At 69.1% G+C, this 17,410-nt stretch carries 15 protein-coding genes and 2 tRNA genes; 8 read left to right on the plus strand and 9 right to left on the minus strand.

The genetic code is table 11. The features are described 5' to 3' along the window. Positions 1 to 13 precede the first annotated feature (13 nt). The gene (locus ACIREE_RS36870) at positions 14 to 1,015 is read left to right on the plus strand and encodes a glycoside hydrolase family 6 protein (RefSeq protein WP_404162503.1); all 1,002 of its coding nucleotides are present in this window, start codon (positions 14 to 16) and stop codon (positions 1,013 to 1,015) included. 67 nt (positions 1,016 to 1,082) lie between these two features. On the opposite strand, the gene ACIREE_RS36875 is transcribed toward ACIREE_RS36870, so the two are convergent. From ACIREE_RS36875 to ACIREE_RS36890, 4 genes are all read right to left on the minus strand, one after another. Continuing rightward, on the minus strand, positions 1,083 to 3,020 hold the full coding sequence (locus tag ACIREE_RS36875) for a galactose oxidase-like domain-containing protein (RefSeq protein ID WP_404162506.1): 1,938 nt from the start codon (positions 3,018 to 3,020) through the stop codon (positions 1,083 to 1,085). Next, entirely contained in the window at positions 3,017 to 4,966 is a 1,950-nt protein-coding gene (locus tag ACIREE_RS36880) for a glycosyltransferase family 2 protein (RefSeq protein ID WP_404162508.1), read from the minus strand. The genes ACIREE_RS36875 and ACIREE_RS36880 overlap by 4 nt, the downstream gene beginning before the upstream one ends. A gap of 369 nt (positions 4,967 to 5,335) precedes the next feature. Beyond that, positions 5,336 to 6,028, minus strand: a complete 693-nt coding sequence (locus ACIREE_RS36885) for a FadR/GntR family transcriptional regulator (protein ID WP_404162511.1) — start codon at positions 6,026 to 6,028, stop codon at positions 5,336 to 5,338. A gap of 144 nt (positions 6,029 to 6,172) precedes the next feature. After that, positions 6,173 to 6,246 (minus strand) — tRNA-Lys (locus ACIREE_RS36890). Between the two features lie 207 nt (positions 6,247 to 6,453). Here ACIREE_RS36890 and ACIREE_RS36895 point away from each other — a divergent pair. The 6 genes from ACIREE_RS36895 (at position 6,454) to ACIREE_RS36920 (ending at position 12,338) form a co-directional block, all read left to right on the plus strand. Continuing rightward, entirely contained in the window at positions 6,454 to 7,746 is a 1,293-nt protein-coding gene (locus ACIREE_RS36895; protein ID WP_404162563.1) for a peptidoglycan-binding protein, read from the plus strand. Between the two features lie 122 nt (positions 7,747 to 7,868). After that, positions 7,869 to 9,146, plus strand: coding sequence for an SPFH domain-containing protein (locus ACIREE_RS36900; protein ID WP_404162513.1), 1,278 nt, complete (start codon positions 7,869 to 7,871; stop codon positions 9,144 to 9,146). 198 nt (positions 9,147 to 9,344) lie between these two features. Then, complete coding sequence (locus ACIREE_RS36905) at positions 9,345 to 9,956, plus strand: lytic polysaccharide monooxygenase (protein ID WP_404162516.1); 612 nt, start codon at positions 9,345 to 9,347, stop codon at positions 9,954 to 9,956. Positions 9,957 to 10,076: 120 nt separating this feature from the next. Then, positions 10,077 to 10,514, plus strand: coding sequence for a DUF3592 domain-containing protein (locus tag ACIREE_RS36910; RefSeq protein WP_404162519.1), 438 nt, complete (start codon positions 10,077 to 10,079; stop codon positions 10,512 to 10,514). A gap of 26 nt (positions 10,515 to 10,540) precedes the next feature. After that, a complete protein-coding gene (locus tag ACIREE_RS36915; RefSeq protein WP_404162522.1) occupies positions 10,541 to 12,211 on the plus strand; it encodes an AMP-binding protein in 1,671 nt (556 codons plus the stop codon). Between the two features lie 53 nt (positions 12,212 to 12,264). Beyond that, positions 12,265 to 12,338: transfer RNA gene (locus ACIREE_RS36920), tRNA-Lys, on the plus strand. Between the two features lie 213 nt (positions 12,339 to 12,551). Here ACIREE_RS36920 and ACIREE_RS36925 read toward each other — a convergent pair. From ACIREE_RS36925 to ehuB, 5 genes are all read right to left on the minus strand, one after another. Then, on the minus strand, positions 12,552 to 13,322 hold the full coding sequence (locus tag ACIREE_RS36925) for an IclR family transcriptional regulator (protein WP_404162525.1): 771 nt from the start codon (positions 13,320 to 13,322) through the stop codon (positions 12,552 to 12,554). 171 nt (positions 13,323 to 13,493) lie between these two features. Further along, positions 13,494 to 14,264, minus strand: a complete 771-nt coding sequence (gene ehuA / locus ACIREE_RS36930; RefSeq protein WP_404162565.1) for an ectoine/hydroxyectoine ABC transporter ATP-binding protein EhuA — start codon at positions 14,262 to 14,264, stop codon at positions 13,494 to 13,496. A 34-nt stretch (positions 14,265 to 14,298) separates the two neighbouring features. After that, positions 14,299 to 14,916, minus strand: a complete 618-nt coding sequence (gene ehuD, locus ACIREE_RS36935) for an ectoine/hydroxyectoine ABC transporter permease subunit EhuD (protein WP_404162568.1) — start codon at positions 14,914 to 14,916, stop codon at positions 14,299 to 14,301. Between the two features lie 47 nt (positions 14,917 to 14,963). Further along, on the minus strand, positions 14,964 to 15,689 hold the full coding sequence (gene ehuC, locus ACIREE_RS36940) for an ectoine/hydroxyectoine ABC transporter permease subunit EhuC (protein WP_404162527.1): 726 nt from the start codon (positions 15,687 to 15,689) through the stop codon (positions 14,964 to 14,966). Further along, on the minus strand, positions 15,686 to 16,591 hold the full coding sequence (gene ehuB / locus ACIREE_RS36945) for an ectoine/hydroxyectoine ABC transporter substrate-binding protein EhuB (protein WP_404162530.1): 906 nt from the start codon (positions 16,589 to 16,591) through the stop codon (positions 15,686 to 15,688). The genes ehuC and ehuB overlap by 4 nt, the downstream gene beginning before the upstream one ends. 109 nt (positions 16,592 to 16,700) lie before the next feature. On the opposite strand from ehuB, the gene ACIREE_RS36950 reads away from it, so the two are divergent. Continuing rightward, positions 16,701 to 17,210 (plus strand): DUF3830 family protein, encoded by a 510-nt coding sequence (locus ACIREE_RS36950; RefSeq protein ID WP_404162532.1) that lies wholly within the window; start codon positions 16,701 to 16,703, stop codon positions 17,208 to 17,210. The last annotated feature ends 200 nt before the right edge of the window (positions 17,211 to 17,410 follow it).

A 17,410-nucleotide genomic window follows, 5' to 3' on the forward strand; every position in this document is an offset into this window, starting at 1 on the left:
CAAGGGGGAATGGATGTACCGGAAACTGAGGGCCGGGGCAGTCGTCGTGGGGGCGGCGCTGCTGGTGTCCGCGTGTTCCTCGGGAGGCGGGGACGGGGAGAGTTCGTCGAGCCCGCCGGTGAAGCAGCAGCCGAAGGGCGCCGACCCGTTCTGGGTCAACCCGGACAGCAAGGCCGCGCAGGCCGTCGCGGATCTGGAGAAGGACGGCAAGGGGGACGAGGCCGACAAGGTCCGCAAGATCGCCGAGCAGCCCAGCGGCGAGTGGATCCTCCCGGAGAACGCGGAGAGCCAGGCACGCGGCTACACGCAGGCCGCGCAGAAGGCGGACCGGGACGCGCTGCTCGTCCTCTACAACATCCCGCACCGCGACTGCGGCCAGTACTCGGGAGGCGGCGCCGCCGACGGTGACGCGTACCGGGAGTGGATCGACCAGGTCGCGGCGGGCATCGGCGACCGGCCGGCGACGGTGATCCTGGAGCCGGACGCCGTCCAGCACATGGTGGACAACTGCACGCCGGAGAAGTTCCACGAGGAGCGGTACGACCTCCTCAAGGGCGCCGTCGGCAAGCTCAAGTCGCTGAAGAGCACCACGGTCTACCTGGACGCGGGCAACGCGGGCTGGGGCAAGCCCGAGCAGATCTTCCAGCCGCTGCGGCAGTCCGGCCTCGACCAGGCCGACGGCTTCTCGGTGAACGTGTCGAACTTCTACACCACCGACGTCTCCGTGAAGTACGGCAAGGAACTGTCGGCGAAGGTCGGCGGCAAGCCGTTCGTCATCGACACGAGCAGGAACGGGAACGGGCCGTACACCGGCGGCTCCGCCGACGAGCGGTGGTGCAATCCGCCGGGGCGGGCGCTGGGCGAGGCGCCGACCACCAAGACCGTTGATCCGCTGGTCAAGGCGTATGTGTGGGTCAAGCGGCCGGGCGAGTCGGACGGCACGTGCAAGGGCGGTCCCAAGGCCGGTGACTGGTGGGGCGCGTACGCGACGAAGCTCGCCGAGGCCAGTAAGTAGGACGGAATCACTCACGGCAGCACTGAGGGGCGCGGGGATCAACTCCCGCGCCCCTGAGTGCTGCTGTTTACGGCACGTGCACCCACTGCGCCTTGCTCGGCGTGCCCTGATCGTCCGTCACGAACAGCATGTACCAGCCCGATTCGACCAGCGACCGGCTCTTCGGCACGGTCACCGTGACGGAGTCGGCGGACTTCTTCAGGTCGAGGGCGATCGACGTCTGGTCGACATCCGTCACGTGCGTGGACGCGCTCGGCCTGATCAGCCGGGCCGTCTTGATCGACGACGCGTGGTCCGTCTCGTACGTCGCAGACGAGCCCCGCCGGATCGTCTTCTCGCCGCCCTCCAGGGACGGCCGCGAGTCCCGGTACAGATACGGCGGCGTGTAGATCTCGATGCGCTGCTCGAACACGCCGGGCTTGGTGTTCGCCTTGTCCGCGTAGAGCGAGTCGGAGCCGAAGAAGAGCACGCGCCCGTCAGGGAGAAGCAGCGACCCGGAGTGGTAGTTGCGGCCCACCAGCGGGTCGGCGACGCTCTTGAACGCGTTCGTCTTCGTGTCGTAGATCCGCGCCTGCTTGATGTTGGAGTCACCGCGGCCGCGGTAGTCCTCGGAGCCGCCGGAGACGAGCACGCTGTCATCGGGCAGCACCGAGGCCTGCGGGTAGCGCGTGCCCTTCGCCAGCTCGGGACCGTCCACGAACGACGGGGTCGCGTCCTTGAGGTCGACGATCCGGGTCTTCTTGCTCGACAGCTTGGACTCGCCGACGCCACCGCCGCCGATCACCATGTACTTCTGGTCCTGCGCGGGCGGCAGCTCGACGGTGTTGGCTGTCTCCATCATGTTCGGGTCGGAGAGCCCCGGGATCTTCTGGAACTTGTTCGTCGCCAGGTCCCAGACGCCGGGCTTGCGGCCGACGTTGTCCGGGCCGTAGCCCGCGTTGGCGCCCGAGTAGAAGATCTTGCCGTTCTCCATCTGGAACAGCGCCGGGTACGTCGGGAACTGGCGGATGTCCTTCAGGTACGTCCACTTCTTCGTCTTCGGGTCGTACACCTCGTTCTTGCCGGGCACGAGCTGCCCGATGTCGTCGAGGCCGGAGACGGAGAGGACCTTGCCGTCCGAGAGCGTGGTCAGCGTGGGGTACCAGCGCGCCTCGTTCATCGGGTCGACCTTGATGTACTTCTCGGCTACGGGATCGAACTCGAAGGAGTCCTTGATCCCCTGGAAGTCCTTCTTGTCGAGGGCGAGCTTCTGCGCGATGCCGTACACATTGCGCGAGTCGGCGCCGGACAGGCCCTGCACCCGGTAGTTGTCCTGGGTTCCGGTCTCGTACTTCGCGCCGCTCTTCTGCGCCTCCACGTAGACCCGGGCGATGCCCGGATCGTTGCGCAGGAACGCGCCGGTGTTCGGGTCGAAGACCTTCTTCGCGCGCTCGACCGTGATGTTGATGTCGGAGACGAACGTCTTGCCGTTCTCCTTGCCGGTGAACTTCGTACCGGCCTTGATGGTCTTGGGCGCGTCCGGGTCCTCGTTGTGGACGATCATCAGGCCACCGGCCTTGGTGACGTCGCCCTTGAGCTTCTCGTACTTCTTCGTGCCGCCCGCGATCAGCAGGTTCCCGTTCGCCAGCTGCGTGTGTCCCGTGCAGAACAGGTCGGCCGGCGTCGGGATCTTCTTGATGGTCTTCTTCACCGGGTCGTAGAGCCGGGTGTCGAACTTCTTGGCGTCGAAGTTCTTCTGGTTGTTCCCGGACCCGGCCACCAGCAGGATCTTGCCGGTGCGCAGCAGCGCCGCGTGGATCGTGTTGAGGCGCATGTCCTGCGGGAAGTCGATGACGTCCCACTTGCCGTTCGCGGCCTTGTACTCGGGCCTGTTGATCTTGTAGTCGTGGTACTTGGCCGACCCGAAGCGATACAGCCAGGGTCCGTTCATCCCGGCCAGCGCCAGTACCACCACCGTGCCGATGGCTATGCGCCGGGCACGGCGGCGGCTCGCACCGTCTTTCACTTGTTACGTCCCCCCAGGGAGATCTGCATGGTCTCGTCGTTGCCCCCGGTCCGCTGGTCCGCGGCCCAACTGGGCTTCTGCTGCGGCACGCTGTGCGGCTGCGCGGCCGGCTGGGGCGGCAGCGGTGCGTCGAGCGGGCCGGCGGCGGGCGGCTTCGGCTTCTTCTTGTCCTGGCGCAGCATGTACCGCCAGACGAAGATGGGCAGGGCGGTGATCGCCAGCGCGAAGCAGGCCCAGGTGATCATCGCCGGGTGCGAGTGCCCGTAGACGAAACCGGCGGCGATCGACCCGGCGAAGATCAGGATGAAGTACCAGTGGTAGCGGAACGTGCCGAACCAGCGGTCGGGGCTGGCCGAGTCGCCCTTGGGCGTGACCACGAACTTGCTCTTGCGGCGCAGCAAGGAGTCGATCAGCGCCTTCGCGTAGAGCGGCGCCGACAGCGCGGACATCACCATGCCGGCGATGCCGCCGGAGCCCTCCGGCTCGTGCGGCGACACGTTGTGCCGGCGGTTCCAGATGTACAGGCCGATCTGCAGCGCCGACGCGTTGCCGTACAGCATCAGCCAGATGGTCGGGTCGATGTTCACACCCGAGGCGCCGAGACCCAGGAACAGCGCGCAACTCATCGCCGCCAGGATCCAGTTCATCGCGGCCATCGGATAGAAGATGATCATCATCGTGTAGTTGAAGAGCTTGCTCGGCGGCAGCGTCGCGAAGCCCTTCCAGTACTGCTTGAGGATCGTCTCGTACGTGCCGCGCGACCAGCGCATCTGCTGCGTGAAGAAGTCCGTCCAGGCGCTCGGGCCCTCACCGACGGCGAGCACGTCCGGGGTGTACACGGACCGCCACTTCTTGCCGGTGGCCGGGTTCTTGGCGCGGTGGATCTCGAAACCGGTCGCCATGTCCTCGGTGATCGAGTCGTACAGGCCGCCGATCTGCTTCAGCGTCCTGATGCGCACCGCGTTCGACGTGCCGACGAACATGGGCGCGCCGTAGCGGTTGCCGGCGCGCTGGATCAGCGCGTGGAAGAGGAACTGCTGGGACTCGGCGGCCTTGGTGACGAAGTTGTCGTAATTGCCGTACACCTGCGGGCCGATGACGAAGCCGACGTTCGGGTCGCGGAAGAAGCCGAGCATCCGCTCCAGGTAGTTGGGCATCGGCACGTGGTCGGTGTCGACCGAGGCGAAGAAGTCGTAGTCGTCGCCGTGCGCGTCCAGCCAGGCGTTGTAGTTGCCGTGCTTGGTCTTGGCGCGGTGCGGGCCCTTCGCCTGGTTCCACTTCGCAACGCCTTTGCGGGAGAAGTGGTGCACGCCGAGCCGCTCGCAGACCGCCTTCACCTCGGCGTCGTCGCCCTCGTCGAGCAGCCAGATGTGCAGAAGGCCCCGGTGGCGCAGCTTGACCGCCGCCTCCAGGGTCTTCGTCACCATCTCGATCGGCTCCTTGCCGGGCACGAACGAGGTCAGGAACGCCACTCTCGTGCCGGTCTCGGGCACCACGGGTATCGGATCGCGGGCGATCAGTGTGGCGTGCGCGTTCGACAGCACGTTCATGCAGCGGAAGAGCTCGATCAGGCCGATCGCCACGAGCATGACGATGTCGAGCGCCGGCAGGAAGTCGTACTTCACGTAGTCGCGCTCGGTCCAGTGCTCCGGCTGCAGCAGCCAGAAGAGCAGCACGAGCGAGAGCAGTGGGGCGGCCCCCAGCATCAGCGCCGCGCGCAGCCGGTGCGGTTCCTGCGAGAGCAGCGAGCGGTACTGCACCTCGTACGGCTTGGTCGGGTCGGGCTGCGTGAGGGGTCCGGCGAGCCGGCTGTAGTGCTCATAGTCGTACCGCGGCAGCGACTTCTTGATACGTCTGAAGCCGCCGGTGCGGTGTGGTGGCACCCGCAGCTGGGTCGTCTCTGACGGGTCGAAGTTCTGCCGGGCGCCCGTCGGCGTCGACGTCATGAGTCATCCCCCCGCACGCGAGTCACCGCGTGGTCGTCGGTCCTCGTCCGGAACGGGTCCCCCTCGACCACCCCCGGACGTATCAGTGGCAAGCGGCCGTCCCACCCTCTCTAAGACTGGAACGGCGGCCTTCCGGTTGCATGATGCCCCCCTCGGCATCGCTTTCGTGAACGGGGCCCCCATCCCCGGACCTTCGGCAACCGGATCATGCCGTCTTCTACGCTGTTCCGCCGAATGCGGCCTCGGCGCGGCTGGTGTGCCGAGTGCAACTGCCGTGCCCCGAAAGCGTTATTGGCGCCAATGGCTCCAGGATAGGGTGCTGCGCCCCGCATCATGATCGCAAGGGCGATACGCCGCGAAACGTGGTGTTTACCGGTCTTGTCGTGGAGTTGCGGTCAGACGGAGCCGGATGTTGTCGAAGTGGTCACGTATGGCCCGCTCGGCCCGGATCACCTCGCCGGAGCGCACCGCGTCGAGGATCTCCCGGTGCTGACGGCAGGTCACGTCCGGGTCCTGCGGTACGTCCACGAGGTCGGTGCGCACCCGGTGGAAGGCCTCCCAGAACGCTTCCATGACCTCTACGAGCAAGGGGTTGCCCAGGCACTGATAGAGCGTGGCGTGAAAGGCGCGGTCGGTGGCGGCCGCGACCGTCCCGTCCGGGGCCGCGGCCTCTTTCTCCATCTGCCGTACCAGGGAGCCGAGTTCGGCCAGATCCGCGTCGGGCACCCGGCCCGCGAGGCGCGCCACGAGCCCCGTCTCCACGGCCTCCCGCAGTTCGAGGAGTTGGAGCAGGCTGTCCTCGCCGCGGTAGTGCCCGGCGACGGTGCGGAAGGTGAGGCCCTCGACCATCGGGGCCATCGACATCGGCCCCACGTATGTCCCGAAGCCGTGCCGGATCTCGACGATGCCCATCGCCTGCAACGCCTTGAGCGCCTCCCGCACGGAGTTGCGGCTGACACCGAGCATCCCCATCAGCTCGGGCTCGGTGGGGAGCGGGGCCCCCGGGGGAAGCCGCCGGTCGACGATCAGCTTCTTGATCTGCTCCTGAAGGTCACGCGCCATGCGGTAACGGTAGCGGGCCGGGTCGGATCGGGGCATTCGCCCGCCCCAACGCAAGAGGCCGCCCGTTCTGACGCAGGGCCTTCGGCTGTCGGTGTGCCCCCACGCGAAAGGCCCCCCGCGTGAACGGAGGGCCTTTGCTGTCTGTGCGCCGCCAGGGACTCGAACCCCGGACCCGCTGATTAAGAGTCAGCTGCTCTAACCAACTGAGCTAGCGGCGCGTGTTGACCTGCGTAACTTTACCCGACCTTCTGGGGTGGTTCTGACCACTCGACGCGCCGAGGTGGGGGGTGATTTGTGGGGATTTCCATCATTCGGACCGTCAACATGCGATTTGCGTAGACAGTTGAGACGCTTTTCGCGTGCGAAAACGAGGCTCATCAGTTGAACGGCCGGCACCGGAGTGTGAGGGGAATCGCATGGACCGCATGGAGGCGCCCGGCTTCGAGGAGATCGATCCGGCGGGCGACTGCGGCTGTGCGGGCTGCGTCCAGTGGCGCGGCTCCGTCCCGCACGCGGTGCGCGGCAAAGTGGGCGCCCGGCACGCCCTGATCGTCGCCGCGGCGGCGGGCACCGTCATCGGCGGTGTTCAGCTGACCCCCGCGACCGCGGCCGAACATCACGAGGCAAGACCAGGAGATCCGGCCCCGGGCGACGGGAGCACGGCCCCGCAGGGCGGTACAAGCTCGCTGCACGGGGCGTCCGGTTCCGTGGCGGGGACCGTCGATCTCGCGCGGCAGAGCGCGCTGCGCACCACCACCCGGGCCGCGATCATCAACCGCGCCAAGACGTGGGTCGCGGCGAAGGTCCCGTACGACATGAACAAGTACTGGAAGGACGGCTACCGCCAGGACTGCTCGGGCTTCGTCTCCATGGCCTGGGGCCTGCCCGGGAACGAGTGGACGGGCAGCCTCGCCGCCTTCGGCACCCGCATCACCAAGGCGCAGCTGCAGCCCGGCGACATCCTGCTCTTCCACAATCCCGCCGACCCGGAGAAGGGCTCGCACGTCACGATCTTCGGCGGCTGGACCGACTACACGCGCCGCTACTACACGGCGTACGAGCAGACCCGCCCCGGCGCGCGCGTGCAGTCCACCCCGTACGCGTACTGGAGCAACTCGAGCCGCTACCTCGCCTACCGCTACAAGGGTGTGCGGGCGGGCAGCACCGCGGGCTCGGGTTCGGGTGCGTCGACGAAGTACCCCGGGGCCGCGTCCTTCGGACCGGGTGCGAACAACGCGCACGTCACCCAGCTCGGGCGGCTGCTCGTGGAGCGCGGCGGCAAGCGGTTCTACAGCCAGGGCCCGGGACCGCACTGGGGCGACGCGGACCGCAGGGCGACGCAGGCGTTCCAGAAGGCGCAGGGCTGGACGGGCAAGGACGCGGACGGCATTCCCGGGCCGACGACCTGGTCGTACCTGGTCAGCGGTAAGGGCAAGAACATCCCGGGCGGTGGCAAAGGCGGTTCGAAGGGGACCAAGACGCCTGCGTTCCCGGGCGCGGCGAAGTTCCGCCCCGGCGCGAACAACGCCTCGGTCACCCAGCTCGGCAAGCAGCTCGTGAAGAAGGGCTTCGGCAAGTACTACACGCAGGGTCCGGGCCCGCGCTGGGGCGAGGCGGACCGGCGCAACGTCGAGGCGTTCCAGCGGGCCCAGGGCTGGCGCGGCGCGGCGGCCGACGGCTATCCGGGCCCCGAGACCTGGCGGCGGCTCTTCTCGTGAGGCCGTTCTCGCAGCGAGGCGGGGCCGCTGGTGAGCGGGGCTCCGGTGACGGAGGCGGCCCGGATGGTGAGTACGGCGGCATGCGGAGACAGCTCAGTACGGATCGCAGTACGGAGGCGCGGATGACCACGAAGGCGGAGCGACCGGAGCGAGCAAGGCACCCGGCACCGGTGGCGGACGACGATCGCGGGGCGGCGAACGGGCAGACGGAGACGGGAGGCCGCAGCGAGGGGACCGGCCGGGGCGAGGCCCGACGGCAGGGTGCCGAGGCCCGACACCAGGGCGTGGAGTCCGGTGGCCGTAGTGCTCGGCTCATTCACAACGAGGCGACCACCGAGATCCCCGTGCATCTGCTCTTCCGGGACGATCCGGACCCGGTCGCCGTGCCCCTGCGGCCCGCCGTGGTGGGGACCGGCACCGGCGGTGGCCGGCCCGCGCCGCGCCCGCATCTGCGTACGCCGGCCAGGTCCGTGCCGTCCCTCGACCCGGACCTCGGAGAACGTCCGGGCCAGGCGCTGCCCGGCGCCCTCGGGGTGTTCGCCGGGGCCGTGGGCGCGGCCGGCAGCGCGGTGTCCCTCGGCTGGGCCGGTGTGCTGCCGCGGATCATGACGGAACTCGCCGGGCGGCCCGGGTACGAGGGGGTGGGGCTCGGGGCCCCGCAGTGGGCGGCGCTCGCGGGTTCCGGCGCGCTCGCGCTGTTCGGCTTCGGCGGGCTCGCGCGCGGCCGGGCCGGGCGGGCCTGGGTGCTCACCCTCTTCGGCCGGTACCGGGGGAGCGTGCGCAGGTCGGGGCTGTTGTGGGTCAACCCGCTGCTGCTGCGCCGCCGCGTCGACGTACGGCTGCGGCACTGGCGCAGCGAGCCGATGCCCGCGGTCGACGCCAACGGGGTCGCGCTGCGCGTCGTCGTCCTCGTCGTGTGGCGGATCAAGGACACGGCGCGGGCGGCGCTCGGGGTCGAGGACCACGAGGAGTATCTGCGCGAGTGCGTCGAGGCGGGTCTCGCGCGGGTCCTGTCGCAGTTGCCCGCCGACGCGCCGCCGGGCGCCGCCGGGGGGACGCCCGTCCATGCGACGGCGCCGACGTTGCGCAACGCCGAGGCGGTCGGCGATCTGCTCACCCGGCGGCTTGCCGCGGATGCCGAGCCGGTCGGCATCGAGGTGTTCTCGGCGCAGCCGACGCGGATCGACTACGCGCCCGAGCTGGCGGACGTGATGCGGCGCCGCCGGATCGCGGCGCTCGACGCCCAGCACCGCGACAGCATGCTCACCTCCGTCGTCGACTCGGTGGAGGACACGGTGACGCGGCTGACCACGCGGGGTCTGGTCGACCTCGACGACTACGAGCGCCGGGCGCTGGTGAAGGACCTGACGGTGGCGTTCTACACGGGCCGGGGTGAGTGAGCGAGGGGCAGCCGGCCCGAGGTCCGCGCTCCCGAAGGGGTGTGGCTGTCAGGGGTGTGGCCGTTCCGCATGAACGGCAGGGGTACATCTTTGTATGGACACGGCCAACTCCCGGCAATACATTGGGGGTTGGTCTAGACCTGGAATATCGCTGTGCGCACGGCTTCCGGCACTCCCCACACCCCCAGGAGCGGCAGCATGCGGAAAACCTCCCGACGCACCAAGACCTACGCGGCCCTGCTCGGCCTCACCACCGCGGGAGCGTTCGCGCTCTCCGCGGGCGGCGCGAGCGGCCACGGCTACACCGACCTGCCCATCAGCCGGCAGAAACTCTGTGCCAACGGCACCGTCGCCAACTGCGGCAACATCCAGTGGGAGCCGCAGAGCGTCGAGGGGCCCAAGGGCTTCCCGGCCTCGGGCCCCGCGGACGGCCAGATCTGCTCGGGCAACCACGGCGAGTTCGGCCAGCTCAACGCGGCCAAGCAGCCGAACGGCTCCGCCTGGCCCACCACCAAGGTGACGGGCGGTCAGAGCTACACGTTCAGATGGCAGTTCACCGCACGGCACTCCACCACGGACTTCCGCTACTACGTCACCAAGAACGGCTGGAACGACAGCCAGCCGCTGACCCGCGCCGCCCTGGACACCACCCCGTTCCTCACTGTGCCCTACAGCGGCCAGCCGCCGGCGACCCTCTCGCACTCCGGCACCCTGCCGTCCGGCAAGTCCGGCCACCACGTGATCCTCGCGGTGTGGACGATCGCGGACACGGCGAACGCGTTCTACGCGTGCTCGGACGTCACGTTCTGAGCGACGCCGTTTCTGAGCCTGCCTTGAGGCTCTCCCGCCCCGGACCGGGGTAGTTTCCCTGCACACCGCCCCGACCACGGCCGGTGTGCAGGGAAACACGCACGACTACGGGGGAGTGCCATGGACCTGATCTTCTACCTGGTGCCGGTGTTCATCGCCTGCGTGGCGTTGTGCATGGGAGGCGCCGTGGTGCGCCGCTCGCTGCGCCTGCGCGCGGCCTGGCGCAGCGGTCTCACCGCTCAGGCGCGCTGCCTGCGCGCGTACACGAGCCGCGGCGGCGGCGAGCACCCGACCACGACACACCACCACGTCTACGAGTTCGCAGACCGCGACGGCCGCACCATCCGCATCGACGAGGCCGGCGGCCCCGCCACCACCGTCCAGGGCGACGTGGTCGTCGTGCACTACACGGCCGACCACCCCGAGCACGCCACGGCCCGCGCGCCGCGCCCTGTGGGGGCCCTGGCGGGTACGGCGGTCATGCTCGTGTTCGTGGGGCTCGTGGTGGCCTTCTGCGTCTTCTTCATGACCGATCTGCCCACCGACCTCCACTTCTGACGGTACGTCAATTATGGTGCGCCGCCATGGGATCCATGACGCGCACCTTCGCGGAACTCGTCCAGGAGCGCTGGGGCGACCACAGGCCCGGACTCGCGTACGAGGATCAGGTCCTCAGCCACCATCAACTCGCCGCGGGGGCCGCGGCGCGGGCCGCGCTCCTCGCCGACTCCGTGCCGCGCGGCGCCGAACCGCACATCGGCGTGCTGCTCGACAACACCCCTGAGTTCCCCCTGTGGCTGAGTGCGGCGGCGCTCGCCGGGGCAGCCGTCGCCGGGATCAACCCGACCCGGCGCGGCGCCGAACTGGCCCGCGACCTCATTCACACCGAGTGCCGGGTCCTGATCACCGAGCGGGCCCACCTCCCGCTGCTCGACGGGCTGAAACTGCCGGGCGTACGCATCCTGGTGACCGACACCGGCGCGTACGCCGAACTGCTCGCCCCCTACGAGGGCGCGAAACCGGAGAGCGCCCCGGGTGTCGGGCCCGGCACCCGCATGCTGCTCTACTTCACCTCCGGGTCGACCGGCGCCCCCAAGGCCGCCATCTGCACCCAGGGGCGACTCGCCGCGGCCGGCCGGTCCCTGGTCGACACCTTCGGCGTCCGCGCGGACGACGTGCACTACATCTGTATGCCGCTCTTCCACGGCAACGCGGTCATCGCCGACTGGGCCCCGGCCATGGCGGCGGGCGCGGGCGTGGCCCTGCGCCGACGCTTCTCGGCGACGCGCTTCCTGGATGACGTACGAGAATTCGGCGCCACCTACTTCACGTACGTGGGGCGGGCCGTGCAGTACATCCTGGCCACCGACGAACGCCCCGACGACCGGGACAACCCGCTGCGCGTCGGCTTCGGCACCGAGGCGGGGGCGGTGGACGCGGCACGGTTCGAGGAGCGGTTCGGGGTGCGGCTCGTCGAGGGGTACGGCTCGTCCGAGGGTGGCGCCGCCGTGCAGCGCACCGCCGACACCCCGCCCGGCGCGATCGGCCGCGCGGCGCCCGGCGACGACCTCGTGGTCCTCGACCCGGAGACGAGCGCCGAGTGCCCGGCCGCCGCGTTCGACGGGGGCGGGCGGCTGGTCAACGGGGCCGACGCGATAGGCGAGCTGGTGAACCGCGGGCGCTCACCGTTCGAGGGGTACTGGCGCAACGACGCCGCGTACGCCGAGCGGGTCCGGCCGGACGGCTGGTACTGGACGGGCGATCTCTTCTACCGGGACGCGGCCGGATTCCTGTACTTCGCCGGGCGCGGCGACGACAAGATCCGCGTCGACAGCGAGAACCTCGCCCCCGCGATGATCGAGAACATCCTCGCCCGCTGGCCCGACGCGGCGGCCGTCGCCGTGTACGGGGTGCCCGACCCGGTCTCCGGGGACCAGGTGATGGCGACGCTTGCGCTCCGCGCGGACACCGCGTTCGATCCGCTGGCCTTCGGGGAGTTCCTGCTGGCCCAGGGCGACCTCGGGACGAAGATGGCGCCCCGGTTCATCCGGGTGGCGGAGCGGATGCCGGTGACGGCGACCAACAAGGTGCGGCGCGGCGAGCTGCGCCGCGAGGGGTTCTGGAGCGGGGCCGAGGTGTGGTGGCGGCCCCCGGGCGAGGCCACGTACCGCCGCCTGACGCCGACCGACCACGCCGCGCTCACCGACACCTACCGCTCCCAGGGCCGGGAGACGCTGCTGCCCCCGCCCCCCTGACGATCTTGGTCCAGCGCACCCCCTCGGACCAGGTACTATTTTCCCGTCAGCAAGCGCCGCTAGCTCAGTTGGTTAGAGCAGCTGACTCTTAATCAGCGGGTCCGGGGTTCGAGTCCCTGGCGGCGCACAGACAGTCGAAGGCCCTCCGTTCGCGCGGGGGGCTTTCGTCGTTCCTGGTACAGCTCGCCGGTGTGCTGCTGTCGGCTGGGGGTCCGGGGGTCGTCCCCCGGGGGGATGCAGCATCAGCGGGTCCGGGGTTCGAGTCCCTGGCGGCGCACAGACAGTCGAAGGCCCTCCGTTCACGCGGGGGGCCTTCTGCGTGCGTGAGGTGCCGGGGTGGTCAGATCGCCATGGACAGCAGAAGCGGTGCCGCGCTCTTGTTCAGGGCTTCCGCCGCGTCGTGGAGGCGGTGGGCGTGTTCCACCGGGAGGGAGAGGGCCAGGCAGCCGACTGCCGAGCCGGCGGTGATCGGGACGGCCGCGCAGACCGTGCCGACCGCGTACTCCTGGAGGTCGAGGACCGGGACCGTCGCGGGCTGGGTGGCCAGTTTGGAGAGCAGGACCTTCTCGTTGGTGATGGTGCGCGAGGTGAGGCGGGCCATCTTGTGGCGGGAGAGGTGATCGCGCCGACCGTCCAGATCCAGCTGGCCGAGCAGGCTCTTGCCGATGGCGCTCGCGTGGGCCGAGACCCGGAAGTCCACCCACTCGTTCACCGCGGGGGTCTCGGGCCCCGACGCGTACTGCGTGATGTGGACCTCGCCGTCGATGTACCGGCTCATATAGATCGCGGCGCCCACCGTGTCCCGCAGCTCGTCGAGCGTGCGCTGGAGCTTGGCGGTGAGGGCGGCCGCGCCGCCTTCGGTGGAGCCGAGGCTGCTCAGCGTCTCCCCGGTGACGTACGCACCGTCGGCGGTCTGCTGGACGTACCCCTCACGGCGGAGCATGCGCAGCAGCGCGGTCAGCTGGTCCGCGGGCAGGCCGGTCTCGCGCACCAGCTCGCCGTCGGTGATGCCGGCGCCACCGTGGGCGACGGCATCGAGTACGCGGAGAGCGTGCTGCACCGACTGGTGCGGCTGGTACGACGACGCGTCCTGCTCGTGCTTCAGCGCCACGGCATCCCCCTGCAAGGATCGGTTCCGGACAGCTGGCTCCGTCCACGATAGCCGCCAACGCACCGAATCGGGGCGGTTGTTGAGGATATTGGTGGCGCATTCCAAGCCTCTCAACTGGAACGCGCCACCGTGGCATATGCCAAAGTCATGCCCCACGGGGTGCGCGGCTGGTCACAGCACCGCGCTCAGGAACTCCCGGGTCCGCTCGTGCGCCGGCTCGCTGAAGATCTGCTCCGGGGAGCCGGACTCGATGACGCGTCCCGCGTCGAACATCAGCACCTGGTCCGAGATGTCCCGGGCGAAGTTCATCTCGTGGGTCACACAGAGCATGGTGATGTCGGTGGTGTTCGCGATGTCCCGCAGGACGTCGAGGACGCCGGCCACCAGCTCCGGGTCGAGCGCCGAGGTCACCTCGTCGAGCAGCAGCACCTGCGGCCGCATCGCCAGCGCCCGCGCGATGGCCACCCGCTGCTGCTGGCCGCCGGACAGCTGCGTCGGGTACGCGTCGCAGCGGTCGCCGAGTCCCACCAGGTCGAGCAGGTCGCGGGCCCGCTGCTCCGCCTCGTCCTTGGGCAGGCCGAGCACGGTGACCGGCGCCTCCATGATGTTGCGCAGCACCTTCATGTTCGGGAAGAGGTTGAACTGCTGGAAGACCATCCCGATGTTCTTGCGGACCTCGCGGATGTGCTTTTCGCCGGCCGGGACCAGCTTGCCGTCCTTCTCCTCGTGGGTGAGGTACTCGCCGCCCACCTTGATCGTGCCCTCGTCCGGCTTGAGCAGGGTCATCAGCAGCCGCAGGATCGTCGTCTTGCCGGAACCCGACGGGCCGATCAGCGTGACGTGCTTGCCCGAGGCGACGGAGAAGTCCAGCTGGTCGAGGACCGTGTTGTCACCGAACCGCTTCACGACCTTGTCGAAGCGGATCAGTTCCGTGCCGTCCACCTTGGGATTGGGCTGGTCTTTGGAGAGGTTCGCATCAGTGGACAAGACGGCGCTCCAGGGATCGGAGAAGAAGGGACGCGAGGTAGGAGATGACGATGAAGGCGACACCGACGACCGTGAGGGCCTCCGTGTACTGGAACGTCTGGGCCGCCTGCAGGCGCGAGCGCTGGAGCAGCTCCAGGACGCCGATGCCCGCGAGCAGCGGGGTGTCCTTCAGCATCGCCACGACGTAGTTGCCGAGCGCGGGCACGACGCGGCGGATCGCCTGCGGCAGGATGACCGCGGTCCAGGTCCTGCCGTACGGCAGGCTCAGCGCGCGGGCGGCCTCCCACTGGCCGACCGGCACCGCCTCGATGCCCGCGCGGTAGACCTGCGCGGTGTACGTCGAGTAGTGCAGGCCGATCGCGACGACGCCGGTGGTCAGCGCGGAGAACTGGATACCGGCCTCGGGCAGCACGAAGTACAGGAAGAACAGCTGCACCAGGAGCGGGGTGTTGCGGATGAACTCCGTGATCAGCCCGACGGGCCAGCGGACGAAGCGGGTGGGCGCCCGGAAGGCGAGGGCCCAGAGCAGTCCGACGCTGAACGAGATCAGCGAGCCGTACAGCAGGATCTGGAGGGTGACGAGGATGCCGTCCCAGAAGTGCGGCATGAAGTCGCCGACCGCGGACCAGTCCCAGTTCGATGAGGCAGTGGTGATCACAGGGCGGCACCTCCGGTCTCGTTCTGACGGCGGAGGTCGAGCTTGCGCATGACACCGGCCCCGCGCTCGGGTTTCTGCCCGAGTCCTGCCTTCGTCTTTCGCTCCAGCGCCCGCATCCCGCGGGTCAGCAGGAACGCGATCACGAAGTAGATGACGAGCGTGATCGAGTAGATCTCCGTGCTCTTCGTCGTCGCCAGGCGCACCAGGTACGCGGCGAAGGACACGTCACCGATGCCGAGCAGCGACACCAGGGCGGTGCCCTTGAGCAGCTCGATCAGCAGGTTCGAGAACGGCGGGATCATCTCCGGCACGGCCTGCGGCAGCAGGATCAGCCGCATCCGCTGCCACGGCGTGAAGCTCAGCGCGACCCCCGCCTCGCGCTGAGCGGGCGCCACCGCGGTCAGGGCGCCGCGCACGATCTCGGCGCCGTACGCGCCGTAGGAGAGACCGAGAGCCAGCACGGCCGCCCACATCGGGACGAGTGACCAGCCCGCGATCTGCGGCAGGACGAAGAAGATCCAGAACATCAGGACCAGGGCGGACGTGCCCCGGAAGATCTCGGTGTAGAGGCCGGCGACGAACCGTACGATCCACAGCCGGTGCGTGCGCGCCACGCCGACGCCGAACGCGACCACGGTCGCGAGCGCCGCGCTGTACACGGTCAGTTGGATGGTGATCCAGATGCCCGGCAGTACCCAGTGTTCCCACAGTCCGGCGGTCATCGGCACAGCTCCTCGGCGGTCAGCGTCGTCATCTCCGCCTTGGTGAAACCGAACGGCTGGAGGATCCGGAAGAGTTCGCCGCTCTTCTTCATCTTGTGGATCTCGACGTTGAAGGCGTCCCGCAGCTTCGTGTCGGTGGGCCGGAAGGTGAAGCCACCGCCGTCGACGTGCTTCTTGCCGTCGACCGTCGGGGCGAACGGCTCGGTGTGCTCGGCCTTGCTGCTCTTCTTCGTCACCTCACGCGTGGTGAGGGCGGTGCCCGCGAAGACGTCGATGCGTCCCGCCTCCACGGCGTTGAGCCCGGCCACCTGATCCTGGAGGATCACGATGTCGGACTCCTTGTACCCGGCGTCCACGGCGTACGCGATCTCCGCGTATCCGGTGCCGGTACCGAACTTGGCCTTGGACTTCACGACATCGGCGTAGTTGTGCAGGTTCTTCGGGTTGCCCTTGCGGACGATGAAGGAGTCCAGCATCTGATACTCGGGGTCGGCGAAGATGACCTGCGCGCAACGGTCCTTGTTGATGTACATCCCGGCGGACACGACGTCGAACTGCTGCGTGTTCAGGCCGGGTATCAGCGAGGCGAAGTCCGTGGCCACAGGCTGAACATGGCCGACACCGAGCCGTTTGAAGATGACCTTGGCCAGCTCCACCGCCTCACCGGTGAACTCGCCTTCGTCGTTGATGTACCCGTACGGCACCTCTCCCGCGATGCCCAGGCGTACCGTGCTCTGCCCCTGGAGTCGGGCGAGCGTGTCACCGTTCGGCACCCTGCTGCAGCCCGCCGCCCCCAGAGCGCCGATCGCGCCGAGCGCGCCGACCCCCGCGAGCAAGGACCGCCTACGTAGGGGACGTCTTTCCGGAGTCTCGTTCGTACGTATCTCAGTTGGTGGAGCCATGGGCGCGCGGCTACCCGGTCCGACGCGGAATATGCGGATCAATTTGCGCCCCGGTTGCGGGAGATGCGGTCTTGACCCACCGGGGTGGATGAGGCAGACCATGGAGGGCATGGCTGACTCAACGGACCGATTCATCGAAGTCTCGCTGGCCAAAAGGGGAATTGCCTGCACGGCCAAATTGCTCGACGACCGCGCGCCGCTGACCTGTGCGGCGGTGTGGGACGCGCTGCCACTCGTCTCCGACGTCTACCACGCCAAATACGCCCGCAACGAGATCTACGCCCTGTTCCCGGCATTCGCGGAACAGGAGCCACCGCTGGAGAATCCGACGGTGACGCCCATTCCGGGCGACCTCTGCTATTTCTCCTTCAACGGGACGCAGTTGGGCTCGCAGTCGTACGGCTACGGGTCGGGCGCCTCGCTGTCCGCGGGCGCGCCCGTCATCGACCTCGCCCTCTTCTACGAGCGCAACAACCTGTTGATGAACGGGGACATCGGGTGGGTCCCCGGGATCGTGTGGGGCCAGGTGGTGGAGGGCCTGGAGGAGATGGCGGCGGCTTGTCAGGATCTTTGGCGGGCGGGGGCGGTGGGCGAGACCTTGGGATTTAGGCGCGCGTAGCCCCCGAACCAGCCCCTAGGGCAAACCCAGCCCCTCCGGTCAAACCCAGCCCCTCGGGCCAAACCCAGCCCCTCGGGCCAAACCCAGCCCCTCCGGCGTTTGAGGAGCGGGGTCCGGGGCCGGGCCCCGTGGCCGCGGCCCAGACGCGGGGCTCCGCCCCGGCCCCTACTCCTCAAACGCCGGAGGGGCGTGAAGTGCCG

It is taken from the genome of Streptomyces sp. NPDC102467, assembly GCF_044765445.1.
Taxonomy (GTDB): Bacteria; Actinomycetota; Actinomycetes; order Streptomycetales; family Streptomycetaceae; genus Streptomyces.

Coding starts and splice junctions, on each gene's coding strand:
- ACIREE_RS36870 (WP_404162503.1), top strand. CDS start 14: ATGTACCGGAAACTGAGGGCCGGGGCAGTCGTCGTGGGGGCGGCGCTG.
- ACIREE_RS36880 (WP_404162508.1), bottom strand. CDS start 4,966: ATGACGTCGACGCCGACGGGCGCCCGGCAGAACTTCGACCCGTCAGAG.
- ACIREE_RS36885 (WP_404162511.1), bottom strand. CDS start 6,028: ATGGCGCGTGACCTTCAGGAGCAGATCAAGAAGCTGATCGTCGACCGG.
- ACIREE_RS36895 (WP_404162563.1), top strand. CDS start 6,454: ATGGAGGCGCCCGGCTTCGAGGAGATCGATCCGGCGGGCGACTGCGGC.
- ACIREE_RS36900 (WP_404162513.1), top strand. CDS start 7,869: ATGACCACGAAGGCGGAGCGACCGGAGCGAGCAAGGCACCCGGCACCG.
- ACIREE_RS36905 (WP_404162516.1), top strand. CDS start 9,345: ATGCGGAAAACCTCCCGACGCACCAAGACCTACGCGGCCCTGCTCGGC.
- ACIREE_RS36910 (WP_404162519.1), top strand. CDS start 10,077: ATGGACCTGATCTTCTACCTGGTGCCGGTGTTCATCGCCTGCGTGGCG.
- ACIREE_RS36915 (WP_404162522.1), top strand. CDS start 10,541: ATGGGATCCATGACGCGCACCTTCGCGGAACTCGTCCAGGAGCGCTGG.
- ehuD (WP_404162568.1), bottom strand. CDS start 14,916: ATGCCGCACTTCTGGGACGGCATCCTCGTCACCCTCCAGATCCTGCTG.
- ehuC (WP_404162527.1), bottom strand. CDS start 15,689: ATGACCGCCGGACTGTGGGAACACTGGGTACTGCCGGGCATCTGGATC.
- ehuB (WP_404162530.1), bottom strand. CDS start 16,591: ATGGCTCCACCAACTGAGATACGTACGAACGAGACTCCGGAAAGACGT.
- ACIREE_RS36950 (WP_404162532.1), top strand. CDS start 16,701: ATGGCTGACTCAACGGACCGATTCATCGAAGTCTCGCTGGCCAAAAGG.